11 protein-coding genes, 4 pseudogenes and 1 riboswitch are annotated in these 13,060 nt (G+C 49.5%); of the genes and pseudogenes, 13 read left to right on the forward strand and 2 right to left on the reverse strand.

The features are described 5' to 3' along the window. The first annotated feature begins 8 nt into the window (after positions 1-8). From C7N83_RS05025 to rfaD, 6 genes are all read left to right on the forward strand, one after another. A complete protein-coding gene (locus tag C7N83_RS05025) occupies positions 9-191 on the forward strand; it encodes a Trm112 family protein (RefSeq protein WP_106741106.1) in 183 nt (60 codons plus the stop codon). Further along, positions 188-946, forward strand: a complete 759-nt coding sequence (gene kdsB / locus C7N83_RS05030) for a 3-deoxy-manno-octulosonate cytidylyltransferase (protein ID WP_106741082.1) — start codon at positions 188-190, stop codon at positions 944-946. Before C7N83_RS05025 ends, kdsB begins: the two co-directional genes overlap by 4 nt. Before the next feature lie 119 nt (positions 947-1,065). Then, positions 1,066-1,713, forward strand: a complete 648-nt coding sequence (adk, locus tag C7N83_RS05035) for an adenylate kinase (RefSeq protein ID WP_106741084.1) — start codon at positions 1,066-1,068, stop codon at positions 1,711-1,713. Positions 1,714-1,860: 147 nt separating this feature from the next. Further along, positions 1,861-2,598, forward strand: a complete 738-nt coding sequence (gene pyrF, locus C7N83_RS05040; protein WP_106741085.1) for an orotidine-5'-phosphate decarboxylase — start codon at positions 1,861-1,863, stop codon at positions 2,596-2,598. 138 nt (positions 2,599-2,736) lie between these two features. Next, positions 2,737-3,699 carry a D-glycero-beta-D-manno-heptose-7-phosphate kinase gene (gene rfaE1, locus C7N83_RS05045; protein WP_106741087.1) on the forward strand — a complete coding sequence of 321 codons (963 nt, stop codon included), beginning with the start codon at positions 2,737-2,739 and terminating at the stop codon, positions 3,697-3,699. 67 nt (positions 3,700-3,766) lie between these two features. Further along, on the forward strand, positions 3,767-4,771 hold the full coding sequence (gene rfaD / locus C7N83_RS05050; RefSeq protein ID WP_106741089.1) for an ADP-glyceromanno-heptose 6-epimerase: 1,005 nt from the start codon (positions 3,767-3,769) through the stop codon (positions 4,769-4,771). A 136-nt stretch (positions 4,772-4,907) separates the two neighbouring features. Here the strand turns inward: rfaD and C7N83_RS05055 are convergent. Then, positions 4,908-5,600 (reverse strand): annotated as a pseudogene (locus C7N83_RS05055) (IS1595 family transposase). Positions 5,601-5,811: 211 nt separating this feature from the next. Then, positions 5,812-5,909: riboswitch (TPP riboswitch) on the forward strand. A 105-nt stretch (positions 5,910-6,014) separates the two neighbouring features. Between C7N83_RS05055 and thiC the strand changes: the two are divergent. From thiC to C7N83_RS15805, 7 genes and pseudogenes are all read left to right on the forward strand, one after another. Next, positions 6,015-7,889 carry a phosphomethylpyrimidine synthase ThiC gene (gene thiC, locus C7N83_RS05060; protein WP_106741090.1) on the forward strand — a complete coding sequence of 625 codons (1,875 nt, stop codon included), beginning with the start codon at positions 6,015-6,017 and terminating at the stop codon, positions 7,887-7,889. Positions 7,890-8,210: 321 nt separating this feature from the next. Continuing rightward, positions 8,211-8,909, forward strand: coding sequence for a hypothetical protein (locus C7N83_RS05065; protein ID WP_106741092.1), 699 nt, complete (start codon positions 8,211-8,213; stop codon positions 8,907-8,909). Positions 8,910-8,924: 15 nt separating this feature from the next. Beyond that, on the forward strand, positions 8,925-9,134 hold the full coding sequence (locus C7N83_RS05070; RefSeq protein WP_106741093.1) for a hypothetical protein: 210 nt from the start codon (positions 8,925-8,927) through the stop codon (positions 9,132-9,134). Positions 9,135-9,197: 63 nt separating this feature from the next. Next, positions 9,198-10,385, forward strand: a pseudogene (locus C7N83_RS15795) (ArdC family protein). A gap of 132 nt (positions 10,386-10,517) precedes the next feature. Continuing rightward, on the forward strand, positions 10,518-10,682 hold the full coding sequence (locus C7N83_RS14610) for a hypothetical protein (protein WP_170064808.1): 165 nt from the start codon (positions 10,518-10,520) through the stop codon (positions 10,680-10,682). A 372-nt stretch (positions 10,683-11,054) separates the two neighbouring features. Then, positions 11,055-11,216 (forward strand): annotated as a pseudogene (locus C7N83_RS15800) (IS256 family transposase); the annotation flags it as partial. A 343-nt stretch (positions 11,217-11,559) separates the two neighbouring features. Beyond that, positions 11,560-12,321, forward strand: a pseudogene (locus tag C7N83_RS15805) (IS256 family transposase); the annotation flags it as partial. Positions 12,322-12,476: 155 nt separating this feature from the next. Here the strand turns inward: C7N83_RS15805 and C7N83_RS05100 are convergent. After that, a complete protein-coding gene (locus C7N83_RS05100; RefSeq protein WP_106741102.1) occupies positions 12,477-12,725 on the reverse strand; it encodes a hypothetical protein in 249 nt (82 codons plus the stop codon). Positions 12,726-13,060: the final 335 nt, after the last annotated feature.

A 13,060-nucleotide genomic window follows, 5' to 3' on the forward strand; every position in this document is an offset into this window, starting at 1 on the left:
GATATATCATGGAAAAAAAATTCTTAGACATCTTGGTCTGCCCCGTTACCAAAGGCCCGCTCGAATACCATCAGGACAAGCAGGAATTGTGGAGCCGCCAGGCGAAATTGGCTTATCCGATTCGTGACGGTATTCCGTTTATGCTGCAAAGCGAAGCGCGTGAACTGACCGAAGAGGAATTGCACGCATGACCGGATTTGTGGTGTTGATTCCGGCACGTTTGTCATCTTCGCGCCTGCCGGGTAAGGCTTTAGCCGATATCCACGGTAAACCGATGGTGGTGCGCGTGGCGGGGCAGGCAGCGAAAAGCCATGCCGCGCGCGTGGTGGTGGCAACCGACCATGCCGACATTCAAGCAGCTTGCGAAGCGCACGGCGTGGAAGTGGTGATGACTGCCGATACGCATGAAAGCGGCAGCACGCGTTTGGCCGAAGCGGTGAAAAAGCTTAATCTGCCACCGCACTTGATTGTAGTCAACGTGCAGGGCGACGAGCCTTTGATCGAGCCGGAGCTGATTAACCGCACGGCGGAAGTATTGGTGGAAAACAATGTGCAGATGGCTACTGCCGCGCATGAGTTGCACGATTTTGATGAATTTATGAATCCGAACGTGGTCAAAGTGCTGCTGGATAAAAACCGCAACGCCATGTATTTCAGCCGCGCGCCAATTCCGTTCCCGCGCGACACCATGCGAGAAAACCTGCGCCGATTGCCGCAGGAAACACCAGTTTTGCGCCATATCGGGATTTATGCCTACCGTGCCGGTTTCCTGCAACGCTATGCCGAAATGAGCGTATCGCCGCTGGAAGTCATTGAATCTTTAGAACAATTGCGCGTATTGTGGCACGGTTTCCCGATTGCGGTGGAAGTGACCGGCCGTACGCCGGCTGCCGGAGTGGACACGCAGGAAGATTTAGAGCGTGTGTTGCAGGCATTTCAATCATAAATACAATATATCATCAGGCCGTCTGAAAAGTGCCGCGTGTGCAGACAGGCCTTTGCAGACAGTGTGTAAAGTATTATGATGGCAATGTAAAAATGACGAACACAAACAGAGGATAAGCCATGAAAGTATTATTGTTGGGTGCGCCGGGTGCGGGTAAAGGTACGCAGGCGCAATTTATTACCGCCGCTTTCGGCATTCCGCAAATTTCCACCGGCGACATGTTGCGTGCGGCAATTAAAGCCGGCACGCCGCTGGGCTTGGAGGCGAAAAAAATCATTGATGAAGGCGGCTTGGTGCGCGACGACATCATCATCGGCATGGTTAAAGAACGCATCGCTCAAGACGATTGCAAAGACGGGTTCCTGTTTGACGGTTTCCCACGTACCTTAGCGCAAGCCGAAGCCATGGTTGGCGCAGGCGTGGATTTGGACGCTGTGGTGGAAATTGATGTACCCGACAGCGTGATTGTCGACCGTATGAGCGGCCGCCGCGTGCACCTACCGTCAGGCCGCACTTACCATGTTTCTTACAATCCGCCAAAAACTGAAGGCAAAGACGATATGACCGGTGAAGACCTGATTCAACGTGATGACGACAAAGAAGAAACCGTGAAAAAACGTTTGGACGTTTACCACGAGCAAACCGAAGTGCTGGTTGGTTTCTACAGCAAATTGGAAGGCGAACACGCACCGGAATACATCAAAGTGGACGGCACGCAAGCTGTTGATAAGGTAAGAGACCAAGTGTTGGCCGCATTGGGTAAATAATTTTGCCCCCGTGAAAAGACAAAAAGGCCGTCTGAAAAATTTCTTTCAGACGGCCTTTTTGTATGGAAAAACTGTTAAAATCGAGATGAACTGATGATAAAGGCCGGCAAGGATTTCGCCGCGCGGCCTGCTTTGATAGGAATAATGATGAACCCGTTAATCACTGATTTTTACATGCCGCAGGCCCGCACGCCGGTGATTGTGGCCTTGGATTTTGCCAACGAAGCCGATACGCTGAATTTTGTGCGCACGCTGGACCCAGGCTTGTGCCAAATTAAAATCGGCAAAGAGCTGTTTACCGCGACCGTCCGTCCGTTGGCAGAAAAGCTGATTAACCAAGGGTTTAAATTATTCTTGGATTTGAAATACCACGATATTCCCAATACCGTTGCCCAAGCCTGCCGCGTGGCGGCCGATATGGGCGTATGGATGGTGGATTTGCACGCTTCGGGCGGCCGCCGTATGATGGAAGCCGCTGCGGAAGCCATTGCCGATTATGCGCAAAAACCCTTACTCATCGGGGTGACCGTGTTGACCAGTATGGAACAGGACGACATGGCCGAAATCGGGCTTGACATCGAACCGGAGCAACAGGTATTGCGTTTGTCCAAGCTGGCCCAAAGATCGGGCTTGGACGGCGTGGTCTGCTCACCTTTGGAAGCAGCGCCGTTGCGTCGCGAACTGGGCGGAGATTTCGTATTGGTAACGCCGGGCATCCGTTTGGATATTGCGGGCAACAACGACGACCAACGCCGCATTATGACCCCTGCCGAAGCATTAGCCGCCGGTTCGACTTATTTGGTGATGGGCCGACCGGTCACACAAGCCGCCGATCCGGTTGCCGTGTTGCGCGAAGTGAACCGTGTGGCAAATCCGGCTGAATAATTTCAAACGGCCTCAAGGGTAGTTTGGGTTGAAAACCCAATAAAACCAATTGAATTTAGAATCGTAACCGTATCAGCGTGAACGTAAAAACCGATTCACGCAATAAAACAGCATACCCTAATCAGGAATTCATTCAATATGGTACAAAAATTCCAAGCAGCAGATATACAGCAGCGTTTTGCCCAAGCGCGGGTGTTGGTGGTGGGTGATGTCATGCTCGACCGTTACTGGTTCGGCGACGTATCGCGCATCTCCCCTGAAGCGCCGGTGCCGGTAGCAAAAATCAACCAAATCGACCAACGCGCGGGCGGGGCGGCCAATGTGGCGCACAATATCGCTTCATTGGGCGGTAAGGCCGGATTGTTGTCGGTGACCGGCCATGACGAAGCCGCCGATTCGCTTGACCAATTGATGCAGCAAGACAGCGTAGAATCTTATTTAATGCGTGATAAACAAATCTCCACCACGGTGAAACTGCGCGTAGTTTCCCGCAACCAGCAATTGATTCGTTTGGATTTCGAAGAATTGCCGCATCATGAAGTGTTGGAACAGGTCAAAGAACACTATCAGGCAGTGTTGCCTGATTACGATGCGGTGATTTTTTCCGATTACGGTAAAGGCATCCTGACCCACATTGCCGACATGATTGATTGTGCGAAACAGGCCGGTAAAATCGTGTTGATTGACCCGAAAGGCGACGATTACGAAAAATACGCCGGAGCGACCTTGATTACGCCTAACCGCAGCGAATTGAAAGAAGTGGCCGGCAGTTGGAAAAACGAAGACGACCTCACCGAAAAAGTACAAAACCTGCGCCGCCATCTTGATTTGTCCGCCATTTTGCTGACCCGCAGCGAAGAAGGTATGACACTGTTTAACGATGGTGAAACGGTGTATCAGCCAACGAGGGCGCAGGAAGTTTATGACGTTTCCGGCGCGGGCGATACTGTGATTGCCGGTATGGGTTTGGCGATGGCTGCCGGTTTTACCATGGCAGAATCCATGCATTTGGCCAATACCGCCGCCGGTGTGGTGGTGGCCAAGTTGGGTACAGCAGTGTGCTCGTTTGACGAACTGCAAGCCGCATTGACCGAACAATAGGCAGTTAATTTCAACGATTCAGACGGTCTCATGTTTAAAGGCCGTCTGAAAAACAAAAGGAATTGTTATGACCATCATCGTAACCGGCGCCGCCGGCTTTATCGGCAGCAACATCGTCAAAGCACTGAATGCGCGAGGCATCATCGACATCGTAGCGGTGGACAACCTCACGCGCGGCGAAAAATTTAAAAATCTGGCCGAATGCGAACTCAGCCATTATCTCGACAAACATGAATTCATCCGCCAAGTGCGCGAACACGCGCTGCCTTATGATGACATCCAAGCCGTGTTTCATCAAGGTGCGTGTTCCGACACCATGAACCACGACGGCTTGTATATGATGGACAACAACTATCAATATACGCTGGATTTGCTTGATTGGTGTCAAGACGAGCACATTCCGCTGCTGTATGCGTCCAGCGCAGCGGTGTACGGCAAGGGCGAGATTTTCCGCGAAGAGCGCGAGTTGGAAAAGCCACTGAATGTGTACGGCTATTCAAAATTTCTGTTTGACCAAGTATTGCGCCGCCGCATGGAAGAGGGCTTGACCGCGCAAGTGGTCGGCTTCCGCTATTTCAATGTGTACGGCCAAATGGAACAACACAAAGGACGCATGGCTTCGGTGGCTTTCCATCATTTCAACCAGTACCGTGAAAACGGCTATGTGAACCTGTTTGGCGCCAATGACGGTTACGGTAACGGCGAACAAACCCGCGACTTTATCAGCGTGGAAGATGTGGTCAAAGTGAACCTGTTTTTCTTCGATAATCCCGAATTGTCAGGTATTTTCAACTTAGGCACAGGCCGTAGCCGCCAGTTCAACGATTTGGCCGCCGCCACCGTCAACGCCTGCCGCGCCGCCGAAGGCAAGCCGGAAATGAGTTTGGAGGAATTGGTGGAAGAAGAACTGATTCGCTACATTCCGTTTCCGGATGCGTTGAAAGGCAAATATCAGAATTTCACCCAAGCCGACATGACCAAATTACGTGAAGCCGGTTACGACCAATCTTTTTTTGACGTGAAAGATGGCGTGGGCCGCTATGTGAAATGGATGTTGGAGAATTTGCCTTAAAGGCCGGATAGCAATTCGACAGGCCGTCTGAAAAATCTTTCAGACGGCCGTAATCTTTGAAAATCCAACCACCCTCAAGCCGCCATTATCGACCTGTCCCGGTAATGACGGATACGGTCGGTTTATCCTGAGTTTTTCAATGGTTTAGAGATTTTTTATTTAGTGGCTGTCCCGGATAACTAGGGCATTCCCTTTCTTGCGGTTGTTTTAAAATGGATAATTGCAATTTTGGATCGCTGTAGTCGAAACGCCATTCGCACGCCTTCAACAACAGATGAAAATGCGCTTTGGGAATGACGTTAAACTTATCTGAATGACGCTTAGCCTGATTTCAAAAATTCTCAATTCCGTTCATATGATTAAGCTTGTCGGCAAACAACTCATTATGTATGGCTAATACGACAGTGAATAAACTCACTGACATCAAGTACATCGTAACTGTGATAGCTATCCGTATAAACCACACTGTCGGGTGTGACTTGCTCACGGATCATAGGCAGTAACATAGCAGTTTGGCTGTTGGCAACCGGGACGGTATAAACCTTTCCATTATGTTTGAACAGTCCAAATACAGGGACTTTTCGGCCGCACCACGCCTGCGTTTGCCTTTGCATCTGCCACCAAAATAGGATTCATCTGCTTCAACTTCACCATCAAATATTTCCAGATGCGAGCTGTGCAGGTAGATTAACATCGGTAACCAGTGGAAGTAATAGGCAGCTGTATTTTTGACACCGACCAAAGCATCGGCTGTTCTGGCTGTTGTTCCGGCTACAAACAGTTCAATCAGCTTGTTTTGTTTGTCCGTGCTTAAGCGGCTTGTTCTCATCGCTGTTTTCTAAATTCGGCATCTTGCCGGCATAAAAACATGCTTAATGCGTTGAAAATGCGCGCAAGGTTGTCCAACCTTGCTGTGTTTTTCGCTTGTATATGCGTTTTTTTGCTCGAAAATGTGCGACGCAGGCGAAATAAGGACACACCCTAATGTACTCCCTCAAATCATGATTTACAAGCTTTGGCCTTTATGCTTTAATTACCGTTAACGGAAACAGGGGTGCTGCGCCATACGCGGCTGAGAATTACCCTTATACCACCCGATCAGGATAATACCTGCGTGGGGAGTTTCAGCTTGTTTCTATTTTCAGACGGCCTAAATCCCAATAGACGAATGAGGCCGTCTGAAACCACAATGCCGCTCCTGTTTCGTTTCATTCTGATAAACGAGAAACAGGAGCACTTTATTATGGCATTCAAAACCAACGGCAACGAAGCCGCCCAACTCGACCGACTTTCCCATGATTTAGGCATTCAGTTTGCCTATCCCAATTCCGACAAAGTTTACCTTTCCGGCAGCCGCGACGATATACGCGTACCGTTGCGTGAAATCCGCCAAGACGACACCGTCAGCGATCGCGGGCGCGAGCCGAACCCGCCGATTCCGGTGTACGACACCAGCGGGGCATACGGAGATCCGGCTGCCAAAATCGACTTGAAACAGGGCCTGCCGCATATCCGCAGCGTATGGCTGGACGAACGCGGCGACACCGAAATCTTGAGCGGTTTATCCAGCAGATATGGTTTGGAGTGCGCCCACGATCCGAAAACCTCGCATCTGCGTTTCAACCAAATTACCCGCCCGCGCCGCGCCAAAACAGGCAGAAATGTCACGCAAATGCACTATGCGCGCGAAGGCATCATTACGCCGGAAATGGAATTTGTCGCCCTGCGAGAGCGTATGAAGATGGACGAGCTTTTCCGGCGGCCAGAATACGCCAAATTGGCGGAACAACACCCCGGTGAAAGTTTCGGTGCAAACCTTCCCACCCATCCCGACCAAATCACGCCCGAATTCGTGCGTCAGGAAGTCGCTGCAGGTCGCGCCATTATTCCGGCCAATATCAACCACCCCGAATTGGAACCGATGATTATCGGCCGCAATTTCTGCGTGAAAATCAACGGCAATCTCGGCAATTCGGCGGTTACGTCCAGCTTGACCGAAGAAGTGGAAAAAATGGTGTGGGCGCTGCGCTGGGGAGCTGACACGATTATGGATTTATCGACCGGCGCGCACATTCATGAAACACGCGAATGGATTATCCGCAATGCCCCCGTACCCATCGGCACCGTGCCGATTTATCAGGCTTTGGAAAAAACCGGCGGCATTGCCGAAGATTTGACGTGGGATTTGTTCCGCGACACCCTAATCGAACAGGCCGAGCAGGGCGTGGATTATTTCACCATTCATGCCGGCGTGTTGCTGCGTTATGTACCGCTGACAGCCGACCGGCTCACCGGCATTGTATCGCGCGGTGGTTCGATTATGGCCAAATGGTGTCTGGCGCATCATCAGGAAAATTTCCTTTACACCCATTTTGACGAAATCTGCGAAATTATGAAGGTTTATGATGTATCATTCAGCTTGGGAGACGGTTTACGTCCGGGATGTGTCGCCGATTCTAACGACGCAGCGCAGTTTGGCGAGTTGCACACCTTGGGCGAACTTACCGCAAAAGCATGGGAACACGATGTGCAGGTAATGATTGAAGGTCCCGGTCATGTGCCGTTACAGCGGGTGAAGCAAAACATGACCGAAGAATTACAGCATTGTTTTGAAGCACCATTTTACACCTTGGGTCCGTTGGTGACCGACATCGCACCGGCTTACGACCACATCACATCAGGCATCGGCGCAGCCAATATCGGCTGGTACGGCACAGCCATGTTGTGTTATGTTACTCCGAAAGAGCATTTGGGTCTGCCCGATAAAGAAGACGTGCGCACAGGCATTATTACCTACAAACTTGCCGCTCATGCTGCTGATTTGGCCAAAGGCTGGCCGGGCGCACAAGTTCGTGACAATGCCTTATCGAAAGCGCGTTTCGAGTTCCGCTGGCGCGACCAGTTTCGTCTGAGCCTTGATCCCGAACGTGCCGAAAGCTACCATGATGCCACCCTGCCTGCCGAAGGTGCTAAAATCGCGCACTTCTGCTCAATGTGCGGCCCTAAATTCTGCTCGATGAAAATCACACAGGAAGTGCGCGATTATGCTGCCGCGCAAAAAGGTATGGCGGAAAAAGCGGTAGAATTTGTGCAAAAAGGTGGCAAAATCTACAGTTGATAAACTGTGTAACCAAAAAATACGCCGTCTGAACGGATGCGTTTTCAGACGGCGTGCCATGCTGCTTGATTTAGAGTAGGATAAGCAAGAATGATTTTGATATGGTATCAGTAGGCCTATTTAGAAGGTTGTCTGAATGCATCCGAATCACCGCCTTTATTGCACCCAGTATTCCGGTTGACGACAAATCAAGCTCATCCAATAATTCCGGTGCCGCCGTAATATCGTTTACCGTTTCCCGTGTTACCTTAAAAGCAACAGGATATCGAGGCTGCCGCACAGGGTATTCAGACGCGCGGTTATACGCCGACTGAGGCAGATTTGAAGCAAGTCGAAATCTTGCGCGAGCAATACGCCCGTAACGGTGTGGAAGCCGTGCAGACACGCGAGCAGGAAGTCGGTAAACCGCTACCTACTACCCAGCAACAAGAAACTGCTAAGACCAAAGAGCCTGAACAGGCAGCGCAGCAACAGCCTAAGCAGGAACAAGAAGAGCGCATTCATGAACAGCCTGACCGTGAATTGATGTCTGCCGCAGACCGTTTGCAGGCACAAAGCCATTTGCCGTCTGAAGGCCAAATCAATATGTCGCCACGCGCCGACACCGATATTGATGTTCCTATTCACAGTATCGGCAGTGAAGAAGTTCCGGCTGAAGTTTTGCAGCAGACAAACAGCATGAGAACCGCCGCACAAGATACCGGTTTCGTATCGGCGAAAAATACCTATATAGGCAAAGCGCAGAAGCTGAGTAAGCCCAATCAGAAGAAACTGGCTTTTTACGAGCGCGGTGTAATGGATTCGATACGCGGTTTAACCGGCGATACCCGCACGCAAGCCTTACGCAATTACTACGAGCATACGGCCAAACACATGCACGGCACCAAGCTGGATTTGCCGCAGCCTATTCAGATTCCCACGCAGACACACAGCCAAACGGTAACCCTTATCAAGCAGGAAGCCATGCAGCCGAGCCAAACAATGGGGTATGATTCGGGTGAACCTGAAATTTCACGTTGATAGAAAGGAAAGCGTATGACTGAAGAATTGCCAATCGGCGAAGATGAGCCGGTTGAAAACTTCCTGACCGAAGATGAGCAGGCCGTTTTCTTCACATGGACAGAAGCGCAGCAGGAACACTATCTTGCTGCCCAAGAATCCTATGAAGCCATGAAAGCCTATCTTGAAGATTCGGAAACACCGGAAGAAGCAAAAGCCTTATTGGATTTGGACGGCTGGAAATAAACAGGCCGTCTGAAAGCCCTGCCTTATGGTAGGGCTTTTTTTCGTTTTTACGGAGCAGCAGCCATGACAGAGAAAAAGAATCCCTATGACGATTACGCACAAAAAATTGCCGAAGAATTGATTGAAAAACTGAAACAGGGCACAGCCCCCTTTCAACAACCGTGGAATCCGGCAATGGGTCGAGATTTACCCTACAACCACACAACAGGCGTGGAATATTCCGGCACCAATTCCCTCAAGCTGATGATGGCCGGACGGCTCGATCCGCGTTGGTTGACCTACAAACAGGCGCAAAGTATTGATGCACAAGTCCGCAAGGGTGAACGCGGTATCGGCCTAATCAAGATGATTACCCATGTCGAGCGTGTCAAAAAAGATGAAAATGGCAAAACCGTGAAAGACAAAGACGGTCAGCCGGTTAAAGAGCGCGTTCCGCTGGAAAAGCCGTTTTACAAAAGCTATACCGTATTCAATGCAGAACAGGTTGACGGCCTGCCTAAATTAGAACTGCCGCCGCCGGTTTGGGAAAACCACGACAAAGCAGAGAGCATACTCAAGGCTTCGGGTGCGGAAATTCACCACCGTGGCAATGATGCCTACTATAACCCGACTAAAGATTTTATCGTTTTGCCCAATAAAGACCAGTTTACGGGGCAAGGCGAATACTACGCCGTTGCCCTGCACGAATTAGGCCACTGGACGGGTCATGAAAGCCGTCTGAACCGCGACTTGTCGGGCAGATAAGGCAGCGAATCCTACGCGCGTGAAGAATTGCGGGCGGAAATCTCATCGCTGATGCTGACGCGCGAACTCGGCCTGCCGCACAATCCCGACCGCCACGCCGCCTATGCCGGCAGTTGGATTAAGGTACTTCAGGAAGACCCGACTGAAATTATGAAAGCCAGCAGAGATGCCCAAAAGATTAAAAACTTTGTTTTAGCATTCGGGCAGGCCATAGACAAACAGCAGGAAAAAGAGACTGCACCCGATACGGCTAAACAAAATCAGGACGAACTGAAACATGCCTTGATAAAAGGCTTGTACGACAAGCAAACCGAAACGCTGACACCGAAAGAGCAACAACAACGCAAGTTGCTGGAACAGACTTTAGAAACCGCTGTTCAAGGTTTGTCGCCGGAGTATCAGCAGGCGGCCAGAACCCGATTCTATGAAGACCAAATAAAACAGGTTGCACAAGCGCAAAATCAAAAACCGGCACCGGAACAGTCGGAATTGTTTTTTGGGCGTTAGAAGAAAAACTGCCTTAAAAAACGATTTTTCTTAACAGTTTTTTTCACTAAGGGCAGGATTACACAAAACTGACAGGAGTAAATAACGATGTTGGCATAAATTGAACTGAACCGTACACGGGCGGAAAAACTGATGCAACTGGAACAAGAAACCAGAGAAAGCAGAAGTAGCCTGCTATTGAAAATGTTTGATGACTTTATCGAGCAACAGGAATACAGCAAGTGGGCTAAGGCAAAATCCAAGCAGGAATTGATGATTTGGAAAATGGCTGGTCTATGTCGCATGAAGAAAGCATGAGCCTTTTGCGGAAATTCGTACAAGAACCTGCGGAGCAAAAATGAAGGTCAAAATTGCTTGGTCAGATATGGCAAACTAAGATGTTCAAAATATTTTGTCGGTGGTTGCTGAATTTGCAGGTTGGGCAAGTGCCGACGAAAAATACCTGCATGAATTTGATGATATTGTTAATTTGGCCGCCACACAGCCGTATTATGGGGAAAAAAAAGGTTATTTGTGAAGGTACTGTTCAAAAATCTGTGTCAATCCCCTAAACCCCCATAAAGGAGAAGACACATGACCAAACCCGCATTTGATTTCGAAACCGCACTCAGGCAACTTCAGTCCGGACAGGCACTGACCGGTAAAGACGGCCCCCTTACCCCGCCCATCAAACAACCGGCCAAGGCCGCATTGGAAGCCGAAACCGGACAATACCTCGAACAAAAACAGTTGCAGCCCGGCCGGCGTAACGGCCACAGCAAAAAAACCGTCAAAACCGGTTCCGGCAGTTTCGAACCGCAAACCGTCAAGAAAAACCAAACCCGCCTTACTCGGCATGAGTGATCGCGACATCCAAAGCCATATTGCCGGCATCTACGGTTTGGAAGCATCCGATGGCGCGGTTACCCGTATTGCCGGCCGGTTGATACCCGGACTTTGATTTCAAATGTTTCAGACGGCCTTTAGGAACATAGTCCCGGACCTTTGCAAAAAAACAGATTTGAGCGTAGTCCGAAGTTAGAGCACAGAAAACGCAGACATATTATTACAAAGATAGGCAACGCATCACCCAAAAATGCACCAAAGACAGGGATTTTACAAAGACCCCGGGGCGTCTGAAAAAAGCCCCTATGGTAAGGTTTATATTTACTGTCATCTGGCATCTAATGAGTGAAAGATACGCCAATGGCGGCAACGCCCGTTGGATGCGCTATATCCCTTCATCCGGCCCGATGCCGTCCGCTGTAAAAGGCCGCTACGCCGGTACAGCCGCTTACACCGTACCCGGTCTGAATTCGGACGGCTGTAAAGAACTGCCCGGTCTTTACCTGTCCGAAAGCGAAGGCGCGCGTTATTGGTTGGAAGTATTGGCCGGCCTGAACAACCGCGGCATCAAAGACATTCTAACAGCCTGCGCAGACGGTTTGGCCGGTTTTGACGAAGCCGTTCGCAGTATCTTTCCGCAAACCGGAGTACAATTGTGCGTCACCCGCCAAATCCGCAACAGTTTGCGTAAAGGCCAAAAGGCATTTGCAACCGACTTGAAACCCATATACCGCGAAGCGGCGGAAGCGGCTTTGGACGGACCGGAAGAGGAATGGAGCGGAAATACCCGAAAGTGATACGGTCATGGCGCAGCAAACGGCCGCTCCTGTCTGCCTGTTTCCGCTGCCCCGGAGCCGTACGCAAACCGATTTATACGACCAATGCGGCAGAGGCGGTACACCGCCAGTTTCGGAAGCTGGCCAAAACCCAAGGCGCATTCCCCAATGAAACCGGCTTGTTGAAGCTTTTATATGGCGGTATCGGTAAGGCTTTGGGGAAATGGGCGATGCCGATTGCAAACCGGGGGCAGACGCTCCCGCAGTTGGCGGTTTGTTTTGACGGCCGGCCGGCATTATCCGGTTGCAGAATTCAAGCTGACACAGGATTTTGAACGACCTCTGGAAATGATTCATCCGTATTGCGCGGCCTGATAAAATTTGAAGAAATAACTCTGAAATATTTACCACAAGTGAATAAAAGCCTTCTAAAAATTCAGACGGCTTTCTTATTTAAAACATTTCAGAATCAGAAATTCCTTTCTGCCAGTCAAATTCCCCTGTTGCTGTTTTTTTGAGTTGGCAAAACGAATTCTGTTACCTTTGTGGTTATCTCAGACTTATTATTTAACTTATTAATGAAATTTGCCTTTTTCTGACTTTTTGTTTTGGATGAATCAATATCTTTCGAACGCGTCCGAAGAAACCAGTTGATTGTGGTTAGCCCTACCGACAGTCCATTTTCAGCAAGAAATTGCTGAATCTGCTTTTGAGAAAAACCATTTTGCTTGAGTGCCAAAATATCTTCTTTGAACGGTTCCAGTTTTGAGTTTCTACCTTTTTTTGTTCCCGTTGCATAAAAATTTCGACTGAAATCACCATATTTATATCCAATCTAATTTCATCTAATAGTTAGTCTAATTAAATATAACTCTAAGCTATTATTAATCTAAAATTAATCCTATTTTTAATTTAATTAAGGGACTTAGTAAGCAAAATCATAAAACTTTATGGTAAGCTTCTGATATCTATATTAAAAACAAGTACCCAAAGCCCGGTAAACTTTCCGGGCAGAAATTCCGGCAAATATTACACCTTTCTGCCTCAGGTTTGACTGCTTCCGACACAGCCGGA

The organism is Neisseria iguanae, assembly GCF_003013245.1.
Lineage (GTDB): Bacteria > Pseudomonadota > Gammaproteobacteria > Burkholderiales > Neisseriaceae > Neisseria > Neisseria iguanae.

What these genes read in the sequence shown, in the direction of transcription:
- C7N83_RS05025 (WP_106741106.1), top strand. Translation starts at nt 9, where the DNA reads ATGGAAAAAAAATTCTTAGACATCTTGGTCTGCCCCGTTACCAAAGGC.
- kdsB (WP_106741082.1), top strand. Translation starts at nt 188, where the DNA reads ATGACCGGATTTGTGGTGTTGATTCCGGCACGTTTGTCATCTTCGCGC.
- adk (WP_106741084.1), top strand. Translation starts at nt 1,066, where the DNA reads ATGAAAGTATTATTGTTGGGTGCGCCGGGTGCGGGTAAAGGTACGCAG.
- pyrF (WP_106741085.1), top strand. Translation starts at nt 1,861, where the DNA reads ATGAACCCGTTAATCACTGATTTTTACATGCCGCAGGCCCGCACGCCG.
- rfaE1 (WP_106741087.1), top strand. Translation starts at nt 2,737, where the DNA reads ATGGTACAAAAATTCCAAGCAGCAGATATACAGCAGCGTTTTGCCCAA.
- rfaD (WP_106741089.1), top strand. Translation starts at nt 3,767, where the DNA reads ATGACCATCATCGTAACCGGCGCCGCCGGCTTTATCGGCAGCAACATC.
- thiC (WP_106741090.1), top strand. Translation starts at nt 6,015, where the DNA reads ATGGCATTCAAAACCAACGGCAACGAAGCCGCCCAACTCGACCGACTT.
- C7N83_RS05070 (WP_106741093.1), top strand. Translation starts at nt 8,925, where the DNA reads ATGACTGAAGAATTGCCAATCGGCGAAGATGAGCCGGTTGAAAACTTC.
- C7N83_RS14610 (WP_170064808.1), top strand. Translation starts at nt 10,518, where the DNA reads ATGCAACTGGAACAAGAAACCAGAGAAAGCAGAAGTAGCCTGCTATTG.